General features: G+C 66.3%; 18 protein-coding genes. 14 read left to right on the top strand and 4 right to left on the bottom strand.

Features of this window, described 5'->3' with window-relative positions:
• Positions 1-50 precede the first annotated feature (50 nt).
• A complete protein-coding gene (locus tag BW994_RS11960; RefSeq protein ID WP_029311639.1) occupies positions 51-1,397 on the top strand; it encodes a sugar porter family MFS transporter in 1,347 nt (448 codons plus the stop codon).
• A 19-nt stretch (positions 1,398-1,416) separates the two neighbouring features.
• Positions 1,417-1,881 (top strand): DUF983 domain-containing protein, encoded by a 465-nt coding sequence (locus tag BW994_RS11955; RefSeq protein WP_051657309.1) that lies wholly within the window; start codon positions 1,417-1,419, stop codon positions 1,879-1,881.
• Here the strand turns inward: BW994_RS11955 and BW994_RS11950 are convergent.
• Positions 1,874-3,163 (bottom strand): sodium:proton antiporter, encoded by a 1,290-nt coding sequence (locus BW994_RS11950; protein WP_245801567.1) that lies wholly within the window; start codon positions 3,161-3,163, stop codon positions 1,874-1,876. The two genes, BW994_RS11955 and BW994_RS11950, sit on opposite strands and share 8 nt — an antisense overlap.
• 92 nt (positions 3,164-3,255) lie before the next feature.
• On the opposite strand from BW994_RS11950, the gene BW994_RS11945 reads away from it, so the two are divergent.
• The 7 genes from BW994_RS11945 to BW994_RS11915 are packed head-to-tail and all read left to right on the top strand — an operon-like array spanning position 3,256 to position 9,585.
• Entirely contained in the window at positions 3,256-3,900 is a 645-nt protein-coding gene (locus BW994_RS11945) for an SRPBCC family protein (protein WP_029311636.1), read from the top strand.
• Positions 3,897-4,799, top strand: a complete 903-nt coding sequence (locus BW994_RS11940) for an AAA family ATPase (RefSeq protein WP_029311635.1) — start codon at positions 3,897-3,899, stop codon at positions 4,797-4,799. Before BW994_RS11945 ends, BW994_RS11940 begins: the two co-directional genes overlap by 4 nt.
• Positions 4,796-6,010, top strand: a complete 1,215-nt coding sequence (locus BW994_RS11935) for a vWA domain-containing protein (protein WP_029311634.1) — start codon at positions 4,796-4,798, stop codon at positions 6,008-6,010. The genes BW994_RS11940 and BW994_RS11935 overlap by 4 nt, the downstream gene beginning before the upstream one ends.
• Positions 6,007-6,330, top strand: a complete 324-nt coding sequence (locus BW994_RS11930) for an XdhC family protein (protein ID WP_029311633.1) — start codon at positions 6,007-6,009, stop codon at positions 6,328-6,330. The genes BW994_RS11935 and BW994_RS11930 overlap by 4 nt, the downstream gene beginning before the upstream one ends.
• Entirely contained in the window at positions 6,327-7,013 is a 687-nt protein-coding gene (locus tag BW994_RS11925) for an XdhC family protein (protein WP_029311632.1), read from the top strand. Before BW994_RS11930 ends, BW994_RS11925 begins: the two co-directional genes overlap by 4 nt.
• Positions 7,010-8,629 carry an NTP transferase domain-containing protein gene (locus tag BW994_RS11920; protein WP_029311631.1) on the top strand — a complete coding sequence of 540 codons (1,620 nt, stop codon included), beginning with the start codon at positions 7,010-7,012 and terminating at the stop codon, positions 8,627-8,629. The genes BW994_RS11925 and BW994_RS11920 overlap by 4 nt, the downstream gene beginning before the upstream one ends.
• Positions 8,626-9,585, top strand: coding sequence for a 2-hydroxyacid dehydrogenase (locus BW994_RS11915; RefSeq protein WP_029311630.1), 960 nt, complete (start codon positions 8,626-8,628; stop codon positions 9,583-9,585). The genes BW994_RS11920 and BW994_RS11915 overlap by 4 nt, the downstream gene beginning before the upstream one ends.
• Before the next feature lie 59 nt (positions 9,586-9,644).
• On the opposite strand, the gene BW994_RS11910 is transcribed toward BW994_RS11915, so the two are convergent.
• Genes BW994_RS11910 through BW994_RS11900 form a run of 3 tightly spaced genes read right to left on the bottom strand, consistent with a single transcriptional unit; the run spans position 9,645 to position 12,273 of the window.
• On the bottom strand, positions 9,645-10,454 hold the full coding sequence (locus BW994_RS11910) for a tetratricopeptide repeat protein (protein WP_076454606.1): 810 nt from the start codon (positions 10,452-10,454) through the stop codon (positions 9,645-9,647).
• Entirely contained in the window at positions 10,451-10,861 is a 411-nt protein-coding gene (locus BW994_RS11905; RefSeq protein WP_051657308.1) for a hypothetical protein, read from the bottom strand. The genes BW994_RS11910 and BW994_RS11905 overlap by 4 nt, the downstream gene beginning before the upstream one ends.
• Positions 10,862-10,866: 5 nt before the next feature.
• On the bottom strand, positions 10,867-12,273 hold the full coding sequence (locus BW994_RS11900; RefSeq protein WP_081849061.1) for a type II and III secretion system protein family protein: 1,407 nt from the start codon (positions 12,271-12,273) through the stop codon (positions 10,867-10,869).
• Positions 12,274-12,576: 303 nt separating this feature from the next.
• Here BW994_RS11900 and BW994_RS11895 point away from each other — a divergent pair, with 303 nt between their 5' ends.
• The 5 genes from BW994_RS11895 to BW994_RS11875 all read left to right on the top strand — a co-directional run bounded on the left by BW994_RS11895 (position 12,577) and on the right by BW994_RS11875 (position 18,266).
• On the top strand, positions 12,577-13,812 hold the full coding sequence (locus BW994_RS11895; RefSeq protein ID WP_029311626.1) for an ABC transporter substrate-binding protein: 1,236 nt from the start codon (positions 12,577-12,579) through the stop codon (positions 13,810-13,812).
• 79 nt (positions 13,813-13,891) lie between these two features.
• A complete protein-coding gene (locus tag BW994_RS11890; RefSeq protein WP_029311625.1) occupies positions 13,892-14,767 on the top strand; it encodes a branched-chain amino acid ABC transporter permease in 876 nt (291 codons plus the stop codon).
• On the top strand, positions 14,768-15,688 hold the full coding sequence (locus tag BW994_RS11885) for a branched-chain amino acid ABC transporter permease (RefSeq protein ID WP_029311624.1): 921 nt from the start codon (positions 14,768-14,770) through the stop codon (positions 15,686-15,688).
• Positions 15,689-15,690: 2 nt separating this feature from the next.
• Positions 15,691-17,172, top strand: a complete 1,482-nt coding sequence (locus BW994_RS11880) for an ATP-binding cassette domain-containing protein (RefSeq protein ID WP_029311623.1) — start codon at positions 15,691-15,693, stop codon at positions 17,170-17,172.
• Positions 17,173-17,339: 167 nt separating this feature from the next.
• Positions 17,340-18,266, top strand: coding sequence for a transporter (locus BW994_RS11875; protein WP_076454604.1), 927 nt, complete (start codon positions 17,340-17,342; stop codon positions 18,264-18,266).
• Positions 18,267-18,320: the final 54 nt, after the last annotated feature.

Genomic DNA, 18,320 nt, shown 5'->3' with positions numbered 1-18,320 from the left:
GGCCATTTCCCCCTGATCGTCGCGCAAGGACGGTCAAAGGGAGAGAAGCGATGCGGTTTACCCTGATTGCCGTCGTGGCCGGCCTCGGCGGCCTGTTGTTCGGCTACGACACCGGTGTGATTTCCGGTGCGCTGCTGTTCATCCGCCACGTGTTTCATCTCGATGCGACCATGCAGGGCGTCGTCGTCGCCATCGCCCTCGCCGCCGCCGCGGTCGGTGCGGCCTTTGCCGGCGTGCTGTCGGATCGGTTCGGCCGGCGCATCGTCCTGCTGGTCACCGCCCTCATTTTCGTCGCCGGCGCGCTGGTTTCGGCAGTCGCCTGGAGCGTGCCGATCCTGTTGACCGGCCGCGTCCTGGTCGGTGGCGCCATCGGTGTCGCGTCGATGGTCACGCCGCTGTATCTGTCCGAAATCGCTCCGCCCGACAAACGCGGCGCGGTCGTCACCATCAACCAGTTCTACATCACCCTCGGCATCGTGCTTTCGTATGGCGTCGGCTATCTGCTCTCGCATGGCACCGAAGGCTGGCGCTGGATGCTGGGCCTCGGCGCGCTGCCCGGCATCGTCCTGTTCATCGGCATGCTGACCCTGCCGGAAAGCCCGCCCTGGCTCGCCGGCAAGGGGCGCGATGATGACGCAACCAAGGCGCTGCGCTATCTCCGCGCCGGCACCGATGTCACCGCCGCTGTCGCCGAACTCAAGCGCGATGCCGCCACGCACCGCCAGCACACCACCCCCTGGGCCACTTTGTTCGCCAGCAAGGCCCGCCGCCCGCTGATCATCGGAATCGGCCTTGCCATTTTCCAGCAGGTGACCGGCATCAACACCGTCATCTATTTCGCCCCCACCATCTTCCAGAAAGCCGGCCTGCCCTCTGCCTCCGCCGCCATCCTGGCCACCGCCGGCGTCGGGCTGGTCAATGTCATCATGACGCTGATCGCCATGCGCCTGCTCGATGTGGTCGGCCGCCGCCGCCTCCTGCTCACCGGGCTGACCGGCATGCTGGTTACGCTGATCGTGCTCGCGGGCGGCTTCATGGCCGGGCTGCACGGCGGCCTCGCCTGGGTCACGGTCGCCTCGGTCGCCGCCTATGTCGCCTTTTTTGCAATCGGCCTCGGTCCGGTATTCTGGCTGCTGATCGCCGAAATTTTCCCATTGGCGGTGCGCGGCCGCGGCATGTCGCTCGCCACGATCGCCAACTGGAGCTTCAACATGCTGGTTTCGATCACCTTTCTCGACCTCGTGCACGGTTTCGGCCGTGGCCCGACCTTCCTGATCTACGCGGCCATGACGCTGGCGACCCTGATCTTCACCTGGTTCCTGGTGCCCGAAACCAAGGGCCGCAGCCTCGAGGATATCGAGGCGGCGCTGGATGGCGAAGCCGCCCTGACGGCCTGACCCCGATCGGAGAGACCGCATGACCGCCCCCCCGAAACTCACCCTGCCGGCGCAACGCTGGTCGCGCCGTCCGCCGTCCCGCGTGCCGACCTTCACCATGCCCGGGTGGGGCAGGGCGCTCGCGCGCGGTGCCGCCATGCGCTGCCCCGCCTGCGGCCAGGCCTCGGCCTTCGCCAACTGGTTCGTCATCCGCGCCCGCTGCCCGCATTGCGATGCCCCGCTCGGCCTGGTGCCGTGCGACACGCTGCCGCCCTACCTCACCATCGTGATCGGCCTTGCGATCATCGGCGCCGGCCTGCTGATCGCGGACCGCGACGGCGGCCTGCGCTACACCACCTCGCTGATCGTGTTCATCCCGCTGGCGATCGTGCTGCAACTCTCCTTGCAACGCCCGATCAAGGGCATCGTGCTCGCCATGATGATGAAGCTCGACCTGATCCGCTCGGGAATCGGGCCGGACGACCCGAACCCCGCGGTCAGATAAAGAACAGGATGGTCTGCACGATCAGCAGCGGCGCCAGCACCAACCCCGCCGCCGCGCAATAGCCGAAAAACCCCGGCATCCGCACCCCGCGCCGCGCCGCGATCGCCCGGATCATCAAATTCGGCGCATTGCCCAGATAAGTCACCGCACCGAAAAACACCGATCCCGCCGAAATCGCCGTCAGCAGCCGGGCAGGGGGGATAATCAGCCGCGCCGCATCGCCACCCGCCGCCTGGAAAAACATCAAATACGTCGGCGCGCTGTCCAGAAACGCCGAACACAGCCCCGCCAGCCAGAACCACAGCGCCGGATTTCGCCCGAGCGGTGCCGTTTGCAGCAGATGCAGCACCGGCGGGATCGTCGCGAAAATCGCAAAGAACAGCACCGCGATTTCTACCATCGGCGCCCAGGCGAAGCGGTTGCGCGCGCGAATGCTCGCCGCCGTGCTGCGTTCTGAAATCAGCGTCACGATCGCGGCGAGCAGCGTCAGCGCCACCTGTGCCGCCGGCAACCGTGCCGGCCCGACCGCCAGCATCGGCCCCGGCACCAGCCCCGATAGCGTGATCGCGCCCACGAACAGGATTAGCAGGGCAATGTTCAACCCGCCGCGTAGGTGCAACCGCTCTGATTTGGCCACCGGTTCGCGCGCCGCCAGCCGCCGGTCGATGCCATAGGTCAGCGCTAGCACCGGTACGGCGATCACCAGCATCGGCCACGCCAGATGCAGCGTCGGCCAGAAAAACGGCACGCCGCGCAGAAACCCGATCAACAGCGGCGGGTCGCCCAGCGGGCTGAGCGCCCCGCCCGCGTTCGCCACCAGAATAATGAAGGCGAGTACCAGATGCCGCCGCTCGCGCCGCGCGCCGTTTGCGGCCAGCAGCGGGTGGATCAGCAGCAGCGCCGCGCCGATCGTCCCCATCACCCCGGCGAGCACGGTGCCGATCGCCAGTAGCAGCACATTGCCGCCCGGCCGCCCCCATGGCCCGCCCGCGATCAGCACGCCGCCGCCCAGCGTGTACAGCGCCATCAGGATCGCAATGAACGGCAGGAAATCACCCACCGTCGCAACCCACAGCCCGCCCAGCGCCGCCACCGGCCCCGCGCGCACCGCTGTCAGCACCAGGCCGAGCACCACCCACGACAAGGTGATCGACACCATCCGCCGGTGCCACAGCCGCGGTGCCAGCCCCGGCAACAGCGCAAAGCTGAGCAACGTGCCAATGAACGGCAGCATCGACGGTATCGCACCCGCCAGGCTGGTCATGGCCGCCGGCTCACGCAATCACAGGGCATATCACCGATGATTTGCGCCGCCGCGACGGTCAAACTACACACGGCGATGATAGTCGAATTCGATGAAGGAGCGTCCCTCTGATGGATATGTCTGGTGAACGGCTGATCGCGGCACCGCGCGAGACGGTGTGGCAGGCGTTGAACGATCCGGCAGTGCTGAAAGCCTGCATCCCGGGCTGCGAAACCATCGATAAACTCTCCGATACTGAAATGACCGCGACGGTCAGTGCCAAGATCGGCCCGATCTCTTCGCGGTTCAACGGCAAGGTCACGCTGGCCGACCTCGATCCGCCGAACTCATACACGATTTCCGGCGAAGGGCAGGGTGGTGTGGCCGGTTTCGCCAAGGGCGGCGCAAAGGTGCAACTCTCCGATGCCCCCGGCGGCACCGCGCTGCACTACCAGGTCAACGCCCAGATCGGCGGCAAAATGGCGCAACTCGGCGCGCGCCTGATCGATTCGGTCGCGAAATCCTACGCCGAGACCTTCTTCACCCGGTTCTCCGAACTGGTCGCCCCCGCCGTCGCCGCCCCGCTGCCGGCGGCAGCGCCCCACCACCCTGCGCATGAGGATACCATGGCCGATCACGACCACGCCCACGCCCCCGCCGCCGATGGCTACGACCGCAGCAACCCGGTCATCGCCGGCCTGCCGATCGGAATCTGGATACCCCTGATCATTTCGATCGTTGTGGTTGCCATCGTCATCGCCAAATTCATCGGATGACCGCAATCCCCTTGCCGACCTCGGTTGCCGAAACCGCCGCTCTCCTCGCCCGTGGCGACTACATCGCCGACCGGGCGCTGGCGACCAGCGTGCATCTGGCGCTGGCAATGGAACGACCGCTGTTCCTCGAAGGCGAACCCGGCACCGGCAAGACCGAAATCGCCAAGGTGCTCGCGGCCCAGCTCGGTCGCCGCCTGGTCCGCCTGCAATGCTACGAGGGGCTCGATCTCGCCGCCGCCGCCTATGAATGGGACCACGCGCGCCAGCTGATGGAAATCCGCCTCGCCGAAACGTCGGGCGAGTCCCGCACGGCACTGCGCCAGAACCTCTATGCGCCGGACTTCCTGCTCCGCCGTCCGCTGCTCTCGGCGATCGACCCCGCTTTGCCGCCGGCGGTCCTGCTGATCGACGAGCTCGACCGCGCCGATGAACCGTTCGAGGCGTTCCTGCTCGAAATCCTCGGCGATTTCCAGATCACCATCCCCGAACTCGGCACCATCGCGGCGACCACCAAACCCATCGTGATCATCACCTCCAACCGCACCCGCGAAGTCCACGACGCGATCCGCCGCCGCTGCCTCTACCAATGGGTCGACTACCCCGATGCCGCGCGCGAACGCGCCATCCTCGCCGCCCGCGCGCCCGGCGTGCCCGCCCTGCTCTCGGCCCAGGTGGTCGCCTTCGTGCAGAGCATCCGCACCACCGACATCTTCAAACTGCCCGGTGTGGCCGAAACGATCGATTGGGCCTCGGCACTCGCCGCCCTCGATGAAACCGAACTCGCCCCCGGCGCGGTCGATGATACGCTGGGTGCCCTGCTGAAATACCAGGACGATATCGCCAAGGTGCGCGGCGAGGTCGCCGCCCGGCTGACCGGGGAGGCAGTCCGCGCCGCATGAACGCCCCCGCCGCCAACGGCGTGCTGGCGTCCAATGTGATGCATTTCGCCCGCCTGCTGCGCCGCGCCGGCCTGCCGGTCGGCCCCGGCGAAATGGTCGCCGCCGCCACGGCACTCGCCCATGTCGACATCACCGACCGCCGCGTGATGCACGCGGCCCTGCGCGCCGTCATGCTGCGCCGCCACGAACACGCCGCCCTGTTCGACCAGGCCTTCTCGGTGTTCTGGCGCAACCCCGAAGCCGCGACGTTCGAGGCGCTGCTCTCGCAAATGGACGGGCGCGCCGCCTCGCAGGAACGCGCACCCCCCGGTGCTCGCCGCCTCGCCGAAGCCATGGCCACCGCCAAGCCGCGCGACCGCCCGCCCGAACCCGACCAGCCCCGGCAGATCGACGCCATCCTGACCGCCTCCGGCCAGGAACGGTTGGAAACCCTCGATTTCGAGGCGATGAGCGCGGCTGAAATTGCCGAAGCCAAGGCCGCGATCGGCCGGCTCAGTCTGCCGCTCGATGAACGGCGCACCCGCCGTTTCCGGGTTGCCGCGCGCGGCAGCCGGGTCGATCTGAAACGCACGATGCGCGAAGCGTTGCGCCACTCCGGCGAGATTTTTGACATCACCCGCCGTGTGCCGGTCACCAAACCGCCGCCGCTGGTCGTGCTGTGCGACATTTCCGGCTCGATGGCGCGCTACGCCCAGATCCTGCTGCATTTCCTGCACGCCGTCGCCAACGATCGCGACCGCGTCACGGTGTTCCTGTTCGGCACCCGCCTGACCAACATCACCCGTCAACTCGCGCGCCGCGACCCCGAAATCGCCTTCGCCCAGGTCGCCAGCCTGGTGCCGGACTGGTCGGGCGGCACGCGGATCGGCGAGGCGCTGAGCGAATTCAACTGCCTGTGGTCCCGCCGCGTGCTGGCGCAAGGCGCTGTCGTGCTGCTGGTCACCGATGGGCTGGACCGTGACGGCGCGGTAGGTTTGGCCGAGAACATGGCGCGCCTGCATCGCTCGGCCCGCCGCGTCATCTGGCTCAACCCACTGTTGCGCTACGATGGATTCGCGCCAAAATCGCAGGGCGCACGGGCGATGCTGCCCTATGTCGATGAGTTTCGGCCGGTGCATAACCTCGCGAGCCTGCGGGGGCTGGTCACGGCGCTGTCGAGCGCCGCACCGCCCCGGCTGCAAGCGGCCGCTTTGTGGGAAGGACGGACATGACCATGGATTCCGAGGATATTCTGACGATCGCCGCCGACTGGCTGGCGGCGGGCGAGGCCGTGGCGGTCGCCACCGTCACCAGTACCTGGGGGAGTTCGCCCCGCCGCGCCGGCAGCCGGATGGCGGTCACGCAATCGGGCCGGATCGCCGGATCGGTCTCCGGTGGCTGCATCGAGGGTGCGGTGGCCGAGGCCGCGCAGCGCAGCATCGAGACCGGCACGCCCCAAGTGCTCGATTTCGGCGTCACCGACGAACGCGCCTGGGAGGTCGGCCTCGCCTGTGGCGGCAAGGTCTCGGTGTTCGTGGAAAAACTGGCGTGAAAGCCGAGCACCTCCACGCCCTGCAGGCCGCCGCCACCCAGCGCATCCCGGTCGCTTTCGCAACCCGCCTGCCCGATGGTACGGCCTTCATCCTGCCCGACCCTGCCGCACCGCAGGCGCTGGCACTCGAAGCCGCCACGATGCTCGCCGCCGACAAGACCGGCATGGTCACGATCGGCGCGGAGGATTGGTTCATCGAATCCCGCAACCCCGCCCCGCGCGCGATCATCGTCGGCGCCGTGCATATCGCGCAAAGCCTGGCGCCGCTCGCCGCCACGATGGGGTTCGATGTCGTCGTGGTCGATCCGCGCCGCGCTTTCGCCTCGGCCGACCGCTTCCCCGGCGTCGTCACCCGAACGGACTGGCCGGACGAAGCCCTGCAAGCCCTGCGCCCGGACGCGCGCACCGCCATCATCACCCTGACGCACGACCCCAAACTCGACGATCCGGCCCTGATCGCCGCACTCGCGACCGATGCGTTCTACATCGGCTCGCTGGGCTCGCGGAAAACCCACGCCGCACGGCTCGACCGGCTACGCGAAGCCGGTCTAACCGAGGCGTCGCTAGCGCGCATCTGCGCCCCGGTCGGGCTCGATATCGGCGCGGTGACCGCGCCCGAAATCGCCATCTCGGTCATCGCCCAGATGGTCGCGGCGCGGCGCGGCAAGCCGACCAGAGCGTGATTTTTGGACCGGCACCGCTGGGCGATGCGCTGACCGGCGCCATTTTGGCGCACAGTCTCAAAACCGGCGATCGCCTGATCGCCAAAGGTGCGGTTCTCGACGCTGCCTTGATCGCCGCCCTGCGCGCGGCCGGGCATGATGAAATCATCGTCGCGCGCCTCGATCCCGGCGATGTGCCGGAAGCCGCTGCCGCCGCCCGGCTCGGCGCGTGCCTCGAGGCCCCGGGGCTGCGGATCGCCGGGCCGGTGCACGGGCGGGTGAATGCCTTCGCCGCCGTCGCCGGGCTGCTGCGCCTCGACCGCGCGACGATCGATGCGCTGAACGGCATCGACGAAGCGATCACCCTCGGCACGCTGGCTGATGCCGTGCCGGTTGCCGCCGGCGACATGCTGGCAACCCTCAAGATCATCCCGTTCGCCGTCGCCGCCGCCACGCTCGCCCGCGCCACCGTCCTGCTCGAACACACGCCCGCCATCACGATCCTGCCGTTCCGGCCGCTGATCGCAGGCCTGATCCTGTCCCGCCTGCCGCAACTCAAGGATGCCGCCATCCGCAACACGATCGATGCGACCCGCCGCCGCGTGCTCGCCCGCAGCGGCCGCCTGCTCGACCCGATCGAAACGCCGCATGAACCAGCGCCGATCACCGAAGCCATCACCGCGTTGCGCGCCGCCGGTGCCGATCTGATCCTGATCGCCGGCGCCTCGGCGGTGACCGACCGCGCCGATGTCGCCCCGGCCGCGATCGTCGCCGCAGGCGGCGTGATCGAGCGGTTCGGCATGCCGGTCGATCCGGGCAATCTGCTCTGTTTCGGTCGCATCGGCGCCATGCCCGCCATCGTGCTGCCCGGCTGCGCCCGCAGCCCGAAACTCAACGGCATCGATTTTGTGCTCGATCGCGTGTTCGCCGGCGTCCCGATCGATCATGCGACGATCGCCGGCATGGGCATCGGCGGCCTGCTCAAGGAATTCGCCCCACGCCCGGTGCCGCGCGCCGCACGCCCCGCGCCATCTGCCGCGCCGCGCATCGCCGTCGTGGTGCTCGCTGCCGGCCGTTCCTCGCGCGCCGCCCCCGCCAACAAATTGCTCGCCCCCCTGCCGGACGGGCGCGCGCTGCTCGCCATGACGGTCGATCACGCTTTGGCCTCCCGCGCCGATGAGGTGATCGTGATCACCGGCCACCAGGCCGATCTCGTGCAAGCTGCCCTCGCGGGACGCACCCTCCGCTTCGTCCAAGCCGCGCGTTTCGCCGAGGGCATGGCGGAAAGCCTCAAAGCCGGCGTCGCCGCCCTGACCGAGGATGTATCGGCGGCGCTGATCTGCCTGGGCGACATGCCGCTGGTCGATGCCACGGCGCTCGACCGTCTGATCGCGGCATACGATCCGGATGAAGGCCGCGCCATCGTGGTGCCGACCCATCGCGGCCGGCGCGGCAACCCGGTGCTCTGGGACCGGCGCTTCTTCGCAGCGATCGCCGCACTCGACGGTGATGCCGGCGCCCGCCAGATCCTGGCGCAGAATCTCGAACTCGTCGCCGAAGTAGCGATGGACGACGATGCGGTATTGCGCGATTTCGACACCAAGGATGCGCTGGCAGCGCTGAAGGATGGCTCATGAAACGACGATTGGTGATCACCCGCACAATGCCACCGGCCGTCGCCGGCCGGGCAACCGCCGAATACCACGCCCAGTATCTCGACATGATCGGACCGTTCGATGCCGAGGCGTTCCTGGCAGCCCTGCCCGACGCCGATGCCGTCCTCGTCACCCCGGCGGACCGGATCGACGCCAGCGTGATCGCGCAGATCCCGGTCGGCGTGAGAGTGATCGGCACCTTCTCGGTCGGCACCGATCATATCGACCTGCAAGCCGCACGCGCCAGCGGCCTCGCCGTGGTGAACACGCCGGACGTGCTGTCCTTCGCCACTGCGGAGATCGCGCTGACCCTGATGCTCATGGCCGCCCGCCGCGCCGGCGAAGGCGAACGTCTGATCCGCGCCCGCGCCTGGGGCGGCTGGACCCCCGATTTCATGCTCGGCTCCAGCATGGAAGGCCGTACAATCGGCATTCTCGGCATGGGGCGCATCGGTCAGGCCCTCGCGCGCATGGCGCAGGGCCTCTCGATGCGGGTGATCTACCACAACCGCCGCAACCTGCCCGCCGCGCAGGAACAAGGTGCCACCTATTATCCGGACGAAGTCGACTTCCTGGGCGCGTGCGATGTGCTGTCGATCCACCTGCCCGGCGGCCCTGCAACCCTGCACTGGCTGAACGCCGCCCGCATCGCCCAGCTCAAGCACGGCGCCATCGTGGTCAACACCGGCCGCGGCTCGACCATCGATGACGATGCCTTGATCGCCGCCCTGACCTCCCGGCACGTCGCCGCCGCCGGGCTCGACGTCTTCGCCGCCGAACCCACCGTCCCCGCCGGCTATCTCACCCTCGAAAACGCGGTCCTGCTGCCCCACCTCGGTAGCGCCACGCATGAAACAAGGGCGGCCATGGGGATGTTGGCGCTCGATGGTATCGCTGCCGTACTGGTGGGCGACGAGCCGGCGCATCGCGTCGTTTGATCCGGCGTGTCGATCGCGCGGTTCGCGCGAACCTACCCTCGCCCAACCCATCGGCCCGCTCAGCCTGCAGCCTCTTTCGCGGCCGGCAGCGCGTGGAGCTTGAGTATCTGCGCAACCATCGCTTCGGCCTCGGCCGCCGGCATGTCAGCCATGAGAATGCCGTTCGCTGCCTTCGGATGGCCGGCAAGGGCGAGGGATGTTGCATAGTCCGCGCGGATCAGCGGCGTGGCACCGGCGCCGCGCGCGATCGGACCGAGCACGATCTCGGCCTGCGCGGGATTGCCGCCCAGCGCGAGGCTCATACCAAGATTGACCGACGCCGCCTGCATCGAAGGGTCGATCGCGAGCGCTGATCGAAAGGCCGCCTGTGCCGCACCGAACTCACTCTGGTCGGCCCGCGCGATGCCCAGGTCGTTGAACGCGACCGCATCGCCCGGCGCATCGCGCGAGGCGTTGCCAAAATCGGTCGCGGCGGTGCGCGGATCGGTTGGCAGCGCGCAACGCCCCAGGCCGAGTTCGGCCGTGGCGGTCCGCGGCGAAATACGCAGGGCGTGGCGAAAATCGGCGGTGGCGCTGACGCAATCGTTCAGGAGGTAATACGCGTCACCCCGATCGATCAGTGCTTCGCTGTCATCGGGATTGGACTTCAGGACGGCATTGGTCACCGTCAGCGCCATCTGCGGATTACCACCGGCCAGCGCCGTGCGGGCGATATTGAGCGTTCGGTTGCCGGTCAGCGCCGCGCTCAGGGGTGCGCCGCTCGAACAGGCCGCCAGCGGGCCCAGGATCAGCGAAACCGCGGCGATGCGACCTGCCAACCTGGGTCTGAGCGCGACTCTGCGACGATGGGCTTTGATGGACGCGATCATTGCATTGCTCCTCCCGACATACCGCCGCCGCCCGTGCTGCCACCACCCATGCCGCCCGAGCCCATGCCGGCCGAACCGCCGGAACTCCCGGCAGCACCGCTCGACGCGCCTGCGGCGCTGCCGCTGCCCGACGTCGTCGAGCCCGTGCTGCCACCCGATGACGCGCTCGAAATTGTGCTCGTGACGGAATCGATAGCGGTGGTAGCCATGTTGCCGGTCAACACCGGGCGGCTGCTGCCGCGATACAGGTCCCGCGGGTTGGCGAGTTCGATCGCGATGTTCTGCATCGGCGCCCGATTTGCGTGCCAGGTGCCTTGGCGTTGAAACGGCTCGAACTGGCTGCAGCCGCTCAGCCCCATGCCAAGCGCGGCAACGATCAGAGCGGTGATGGCGGGAATGGGGTTCATTTGCCTCACCGGAGCACAAAGCCGGCGGCGCCGGGCAGGGGGGTTTCCTGCGCGACGGTGCCGTTGTCGCGAAACAGGAAGATGCGCTGAACCTGATCGGGGCTGGTCCACCCACTATCCGGTGTCTCGAATTTGGCTGCATCATCGACCGGCTTGACGAGATAGGGTGTGACCAGGATGACCAATTCTTCTTCCTGCTTGTTGAAATTATCGTTGCGGAATGCCGCCCCCAGCACGGGGACCTGGCCGAGGCCCGGCAGGCTGCTGTCGCTCTGGTTGGAGCTGTTGTCGAGCAGACCGGCGATCGCCAGCGTCTGACCGCTGCCGATCACCACAGTGGTCGAAGCCGATTGGGTCGAAAGCGACGGCACCACGATCGCCTCGCCGGCGACCGAAATTTGAAACGAGCTCTGCGTGGTCGGCGAACTGACCGTCGGCTCGACATGGAGAATGATGCTGCCGTTGTTCAGCACCACCGGTTTGAACTTCAACTGCACGCCGTAGTTCTGATAGGCAACGGTGACCGTGCCGTTCTGCCCTGGCACCGGCACCGGAAACGACCCGCCATCGAGGAAGCTGGCGGTCTGGCCGGACAGGGCGGTAAGAGTGGGCTCGGCCAGTATGTGTGCCAGATTGTCGGTGTTCAGCGCGTCGAGCACGCCATCGATCGGCACGGTGTTCTGCGGAAATTGGAGATTGAACGACCCGCCGACCGGTGCCGCGGCACTCGATGGACCGAGCAGGCTCCCGAGCGTCGAAAACCCGAACAGGAATTTACCGATCGCCACACCACCGGCTGCACTCTGCCAGTTGATGCCAAGCTGCTGGGTAACGGTGCGCGACATCTGCGCGATCCGCACCTTGAGTGCGACCTGTTGGGGTTGCTGCACCTCGGTCTCGTTGATCACGGTCTGCCCAGTACCGGCCGCAAGCTGGGCACGCTTCATCAGCATCCAGTCCTGCGCCGGTGTCGGCACAGTCCCCCGCACCACCAGCCCGTTCGCCTCGCTGGTCACCCGCACGGCGGCGCCCGGCGCAACCTGCGTCGCCTCCGCCCGCACCCGCACCGCCGGATAGCGATCGGGCGTCACGACCACATGATACAGTGCAATCGTCTTGCCGCTGGTGTCCGTCGCGGTCAACGTGGTGAAACCCGGCGCCTTGCCGAACACGAACAGCTTTCGCGCACTCGCCGGTCGCACCGCGATCACGTTGGGGTCGGCCACGAACACGTTGCTCGCCGCCCCGGTCAGACCGACCAACCGGCCGCTGCCCTGCGTCACCACCAATTGCCCGGCCGCCGGTGTCCGCACCGTCCGAACCATTGGGGGCTCATGTTGCGGCTCGGCATGAGCCGCCCCGCCCAGCATCGCGGCAACCGCGCCCGATGCCAGCAACAACCGCCTCAGCATCGCACGGCCGCCGGCTCCAAGACCATTTCGCCCCGCGTGCGCGACTCCGACCATTTTTGCCCGATCACTGCCACAGCATTTTGCCCTTAAACATGGCGTGGAATGATCCTGCTCAATCCACCGCATCACCATCCTTAACCGACGGTTCTTAAGATTTGATTGAGATCGCCGATAAATTCCGCAGCATCGTGAACGCGATCGGGGTTACAGCACGCGATACCCCCTTGCCGTTTGCGCTACCTATGGCATGAATGGGCACGAGGGCTTCGTCCATCCTCGCCAAAAGAACACGGGAGACATAATATGTCCAAAAAACTATGCACAGCCTTGCTGGCAAGCGCGGCATCATTGGTGGTCGCCACCGCTGTTGCGCAGGCGGCCACACCGCTCGTCATCGGCATTACCACCGAACTCGGCACCATTCCGGGCAAGGCCATCGCCAATGGCGCCACCCTCGCGGCCGATCAGATCAACGCCAGCGGCGGTGTCGATGGCAGGCAGATCAAGCTGATCATCGAAGACGATCATCTCTCCACCACCGATGCGATTCGCTCGTTCCAGCGCATGGTCAAGCAGGATCACGCGGTTGCGGTCGTCGGCACCTTCGTCAGTGAAGTGGCGCTCGCGCTCGAACCCTGGGCCGCCCGCTTGCACGAGCCCTACATGATCACCGGCGCCGCCGCCAACGAATTGTCCGAATACGTCCACGCGGACTACAAAGCGCGGCAATACATCTTCCACGCCTATCTCCCCGCCGCCGACCTTGCCCGCGCCGTGTGCGACGCCTCGAAACAGACCCTGGTCGATCAGTTCCACATGACCACCGCGGTCGTCATGAGCGAAGACGCCGCCTGGACCAAGCCGCTCGACGCCGGCTACGACAAATGCCTGCCCACCGCCGGCCTGAAAGTGCTCGACAACATCCGCTTCGCCCCGAATACGACCGATTTCACGCCGATCTATCAGAAAATCGAGGCCCTGCACCCCAACGTCATCATCGATGGCTGGGCCCATGTCGGCGTGCAACCCACCGTGCAATGGGCAGAGCAGAAAGTGCCGATCGCGATGGCCGGCATCAACGCGCAATCGGGTTCCTCGGTATTCTGGAAAGCCACCAATGGCGCGACCGAAGGCGTCATTACCGGCAACACCTCGGCGCCCGGGGTGGCCATCACGCCCAAAACCCTGCCGTTCACCGATGCCTATCAGAAAAAATTCGGCATCTCGCCCGCCTATTCCGCCTATTCCACCTTCGATGCGATCTATGCATTGAAAGACGCGATCGAGCGGGCGAAATCGACCAAGCCGCTGCCCATCGTCGACCAACTGGCCAAGACCGACATGGTCGGCACCCAGGGCCAGATCGCGTTCGAAGGCCCGTCCGACAAATTCACCCACGCGCTGAAATACGGCCCGAAATACGTCACCGGCGTCGCGGTTCAGTGGCAGAAGGGTGAGCAGAAATGCATCTGGCCGCTCAACCTTGCCAATGCCAAGCCCGCGTTTCCGTCCTTTGTGAAGCTACCCGCCAAATCCTGATCCTCCCGTCATTCGCCGGCCCGTCAGAGGGCCGGCGGCACTGCATGATCGCCATGATGACTGACCGGGGGCGGACCACGTGCTTGCACTGCAAATTCTGATCGATGGCTTCGCGATCAGCACGCTCTATGCTCTGGGCGCGCTGGGCTTCACCCTTATTTTCGGCGTCTCCGGCGTGCTCAACCTCGCCCATGGCGGCCTGCTGGTGGTTGCCGCCATGATCGCCTGGTACGTCGGCACTTCGCTCGGCCACGGTGCCTATTGGGGCGCGCTCGCCGGGCTCGGCGCCGCCATCGTCGCGTCCCTGCTCACCTATGGCGGTGTCGTCCGCCCGATCGAGCGTTCGCGCGCCATCCCGCCGCGTGAGCGTGAATTGTTCGTCCTCACCGCCACGCTGCTCTGGGGCGTCATGATCCAGGAAGCGCTGGCCTACGCCTTCACCAACAGCCCGGTCACCGTCAAGCCGCTGATCGCCGGCACCATCAATATCCTCGGCGTGCGCACCCCGATCAACGAACTCCTGATCGCGATCATCGCCTGGGCGGTGATGGGGTGCCTCTGGCTGCTGGTCAACCGCACTAAAATCGGCAAACGCCTACTCGCCGCCTCCATCAACCCGCGCGCGCTCACCCTGCTCGGCTTCGAGCTCGGTACCATCTATCTTGTCGTTTGGCTGATCTACGGTGTGCTCGCGGGCATCGCCGGCGTGTTGCTCGGCAGCTTCCTCGGCACCGGGTCGGACTATATCCCCGATCTGACCGGCAGCGCCTTCACCATCGTCGTGCTCGGCGGCCTTGGTTCGGTCTCTGGCACGCTGATGGCGGCCTACGTGGTTGGCTACATCGAAACCCTCACCGCCTACCTCATCTCGCCGTCATTGCGCGATGTACCGGCCCTGATCCTGCTGATCATCGTTCTCTACGTGCGGCCGCAAGGGCTGCTGGGACGGCGCTAGATGCGAACAATCTCGCTGCGGCGCGCCCTGCCGCTCATCATCATACTATTGGCCCTCGCCGCCCTGCCGCTTGGCGCCAACGGCTACATCCTCGGCGTGCTGACCACGGCCTTTTACTTCGCGGTGTTCGCGATGTCGTGGGATCTGCTGTTCGGCTATGCCGGCGAGGTCAATTTCGGGCCGACCTTTCTGATCGGCCTCGGCGCCTACGGGGCGGGCATGGCCAACGCCCTGCTGCACGCGCCGGTGCCGCTCGCCATTCTGATCGGCGCGATCGTCGCGGTGGCCGGCGGCGTCGCCCTTGCCATTCCGGCACTCCGCCTCAGCGGCCCTTATCTCGGGCTGATCACCCTGGTCGCGGTGCTGCTGCTGCAACAGGCCATTGTTATTTTCGCGGGCGTCACCGGCGGTGAAATCGGCCTCTCGGTGCCTGACGTGCTCTCGATCGACAGCGGGCCCAATTATGAATACGCGCTCGCTTTCATGATCATCAGCGGCCTGGTGCTCAGCATCGTCGCTCGCTCCTCGCTGGGCATGATCCTGCAAGCCGCCGGCCAGGACAAAATTGCCGCCGCCGCGCTCGGCTTCAACGCGACCAAACATAAGATCATGGCCTTTGCCATCTCCGCCCTGTTCTCCGGCCTCGCCGGCGCGCTGCTGGTGTTTTACCTCGGCACCGCCTCGGTCAGTGCCGTGGTCGATGTCTCGATCGGCGTGCGCGTCATCATCGCCGCCGTGCTCGGCGGGCGGCGCACCATCATCGGCGGCGCGATCGGCGCCATCTTCCTGATCGTCGCCGGCGAGTTGCTGCGCCCGATCGGCCAGTTGTCGACCTTCGTCGTCGCTTTGATCGCCCTGATCGTCATCGTGATCCTGCCGGACGGGCTGCTCGGCTTGCTGCCGTCGCGCCGGGGGGCCTGACCATGTCCGAACTCAGCAACACCGAGCCCCGCCTCGTCGTCAGCCAACTCCACAAGCGCTTCGGCGGGTTGATCGCGGTCAAATCGCTCGATTTCGCGCTCCACCCCGGCGAGATTCTCGGCCTGATCGGTCCGAACGGCTCGGGCAAATCCACCGTCATGCAGATGATCATGGGCGTGGTGAAACCCACCAGCGGCAAGATCCTGCTTGATGGCACGGATATCGCCGGCAAGCCCATTTTTGAGATCGCCCGCGCCGGCGTCGGCATCGTGTTCCAGCACTCCCGCCCGCTGCGTCTGCAAACCGTGCTCGAAAACATCCTGCTCGGCCTGCTGCCCGACCGGATCGACCGGCTCCGCCCGCCCTCCGGCGCGGTCGATCGCGCCCGCGCCATCGCCGCCGAATGCGGGCTCGCGGCCGTGCTCGATCGGATGCCCGCCACGCTGCCGTTCGCCGATCTGCGGCGGATGGAACTTGCGAAAGCCATCGCGCGCGACCCGCAGGTGGTGCTGATCGATGAACCCTTCGCCGGTCTCACCCGCGGCGAGGTCGATGATTTCGCGGCGCTGATCACACGGTTCCGCGACCAGGGCCGGGCGGTCATGCTGGTCGACCATAATGTGAAAAGCATCGCCGCCCTGGCCGATCGCGTGCTCGCGCTCTATCTCGGCGAAAAAATCGCCGAAGGCGGCCCGGCCGCGGTCATGCGCGACGAAACCGTCCGCCGCGTGTACCTCGGCGGCGGCATCGAAACCCACGAACGCCCGGAGGCCGACATCGCGGCGCGCAAGGTGCTGCTCGATGTGCGCGGCGTCAGCCTGTTCTATGGCAAGGCCCAGGCGCTCGACGATGTTTCGCTCACCATCCACGAAGGCGAATTCGTCTCGGTCGTCGGGCTCAACGGTGCCGGCAAGACCTCGCTGTTCAACGCCATTTCCGGCCTCGTGCCGTTTCGCGGTGCGATCGCCTGGAACGGTGCCGTGCGCGGCCGCGAAACCCCCGCCGCCATCGCGCGCGGCGGCATCGTGCAATGCCCGGAAACCCGCGAATTGTTCGGCGCCATGAGCGTCGCCGACAATCTCGCCCTCGCGGGTCAGCGCCTGCCCGACCAGGAACGCAGCGAACGCCTCGCCTGGCTGTTCGATTTGTTTCCCATCCTCAAGGCGCGCGGCGAACAACACGCCCGCACCCTGTCGGGCGGTGAACAGCAAATGCTGGCAATCGCCCGCTCCCTGATGCTCAAGCCGCGTTTACTGATCCTTGACGAACCAACACTAGGCTTGGCGCCGGTCATCCTCGGCCAGTTATCGGAGGCACTGACACGGTTGCGCGAAACCACCGACATCACCGTGCTGCTCGGCGAACAGAACGTCACCTTCGCCCTGCCGCACGCCGACCGCGTGTATGTCCTCGAACATGCCCGCATGGTCTGGCAAGGCAGTCCCACCCGCTTCGCCGATGAAGCCGGTGCCGGTTATTTATGATGAACTCAAAGCGTCAGGTCTATGTGGCAGAAACGACACTTCACGACATAAAACAGACGCAGAATTACAGTTCAACGACGCAGCATGTTGATCTGATGGGGTTTCTGGCCGCACAATCGCAAAAAATAAAGCTGTAACAATTTCCAGACCAAGGGAGACTTCGTCCAATGACATCGACCCGCAAAAACCTGGCAAGCCGCGCCATCTGCACAGTCGGCGCCGCCGGCGCGCTGCTCGCGCTGAGTGCAGCGGTCATGCCGGCCCAAGCCGGCGGCCCGCTGCCCTACGACCTGATCACGCCGCCGCCGAACGTCAATATCGCGATCATGTATAACGAGGTCACCACCGGCAATAGTTTCTACACCGCCGGCGGCACCAAGGTCGGTAACACCAGCGTCGTCACCGACGTGCCGATCCTGCGCTTCGTCCACTCCTTCGGGCAGGTGTTCGGTGCCCAATGGGGCGTGCAGATCATCGCGCCGGATGTCAATTTCATCGGTAACACCAAAGTCGGCGGCCAAAGCCTCTCCAATAACGGCGGCTTTGCCGAGCCGCAGCTATCGGCCTTCATCTACCCCTACAGCAACCCGACGCAGGATGCCTATCTGAATTTCACCTACTTCTTCAGCCCCGCCGTCGGTGCGTACAATCGCAACGTCTCGTTGAACGCCAGCAGCAATTCGGTCGTCAACAATTTTGAAGTCGGCTTCGGCCACCGCCTGTTCGGCGCACCGAAGGGCAAACGCCTCGACTTCGAAGTCTGGCTCGATGGCTATCTCTACGGCAACAACAGCGATGGTCCGCCGATCGGCCCGTTCAAATCCACCGTCCACACCGAAGCGGCGGGTCAGGTCATCGTCTACCTGCCCTATTATTTCCATCCGCAGACCGCCGGCTACGTCGGTCTGAGCTTCGAACAGACAATCGGCGGCAAGGCCTATCTCTCCTCGCCGATCGGCAATTTCGACACCGGCAATCGTAACGACGTCACCACCATCGGCGTCAATGCCGGCACCTTCCTCGCCCCCACCATCGCCGCACAGGTCTCGCTCACCTGCGCGTTCCGGTGGATCGCGATCACTGATTCCGTTTGATCGCGATCACGCAATCCGGTGGATCGCGATCATGGATTCCGTTTGATTGCGATC

Origin of the sequence: Acidiphilium rubrum (assembly GCF_900156265.1) — a bacterium.
Taxonomy (GTDB): domain Bacteria; phylum Pseudomonadota; class Alphaproteobacteria; order Acetobacterales; family Acetobacteraceae; genus Acidiphilium; species Acidiphilium rubrum.
Note: the sequence above shows the minus strand (reverse complement) of the source record. Positions and strands in the feature narration are given on the sequence as shown.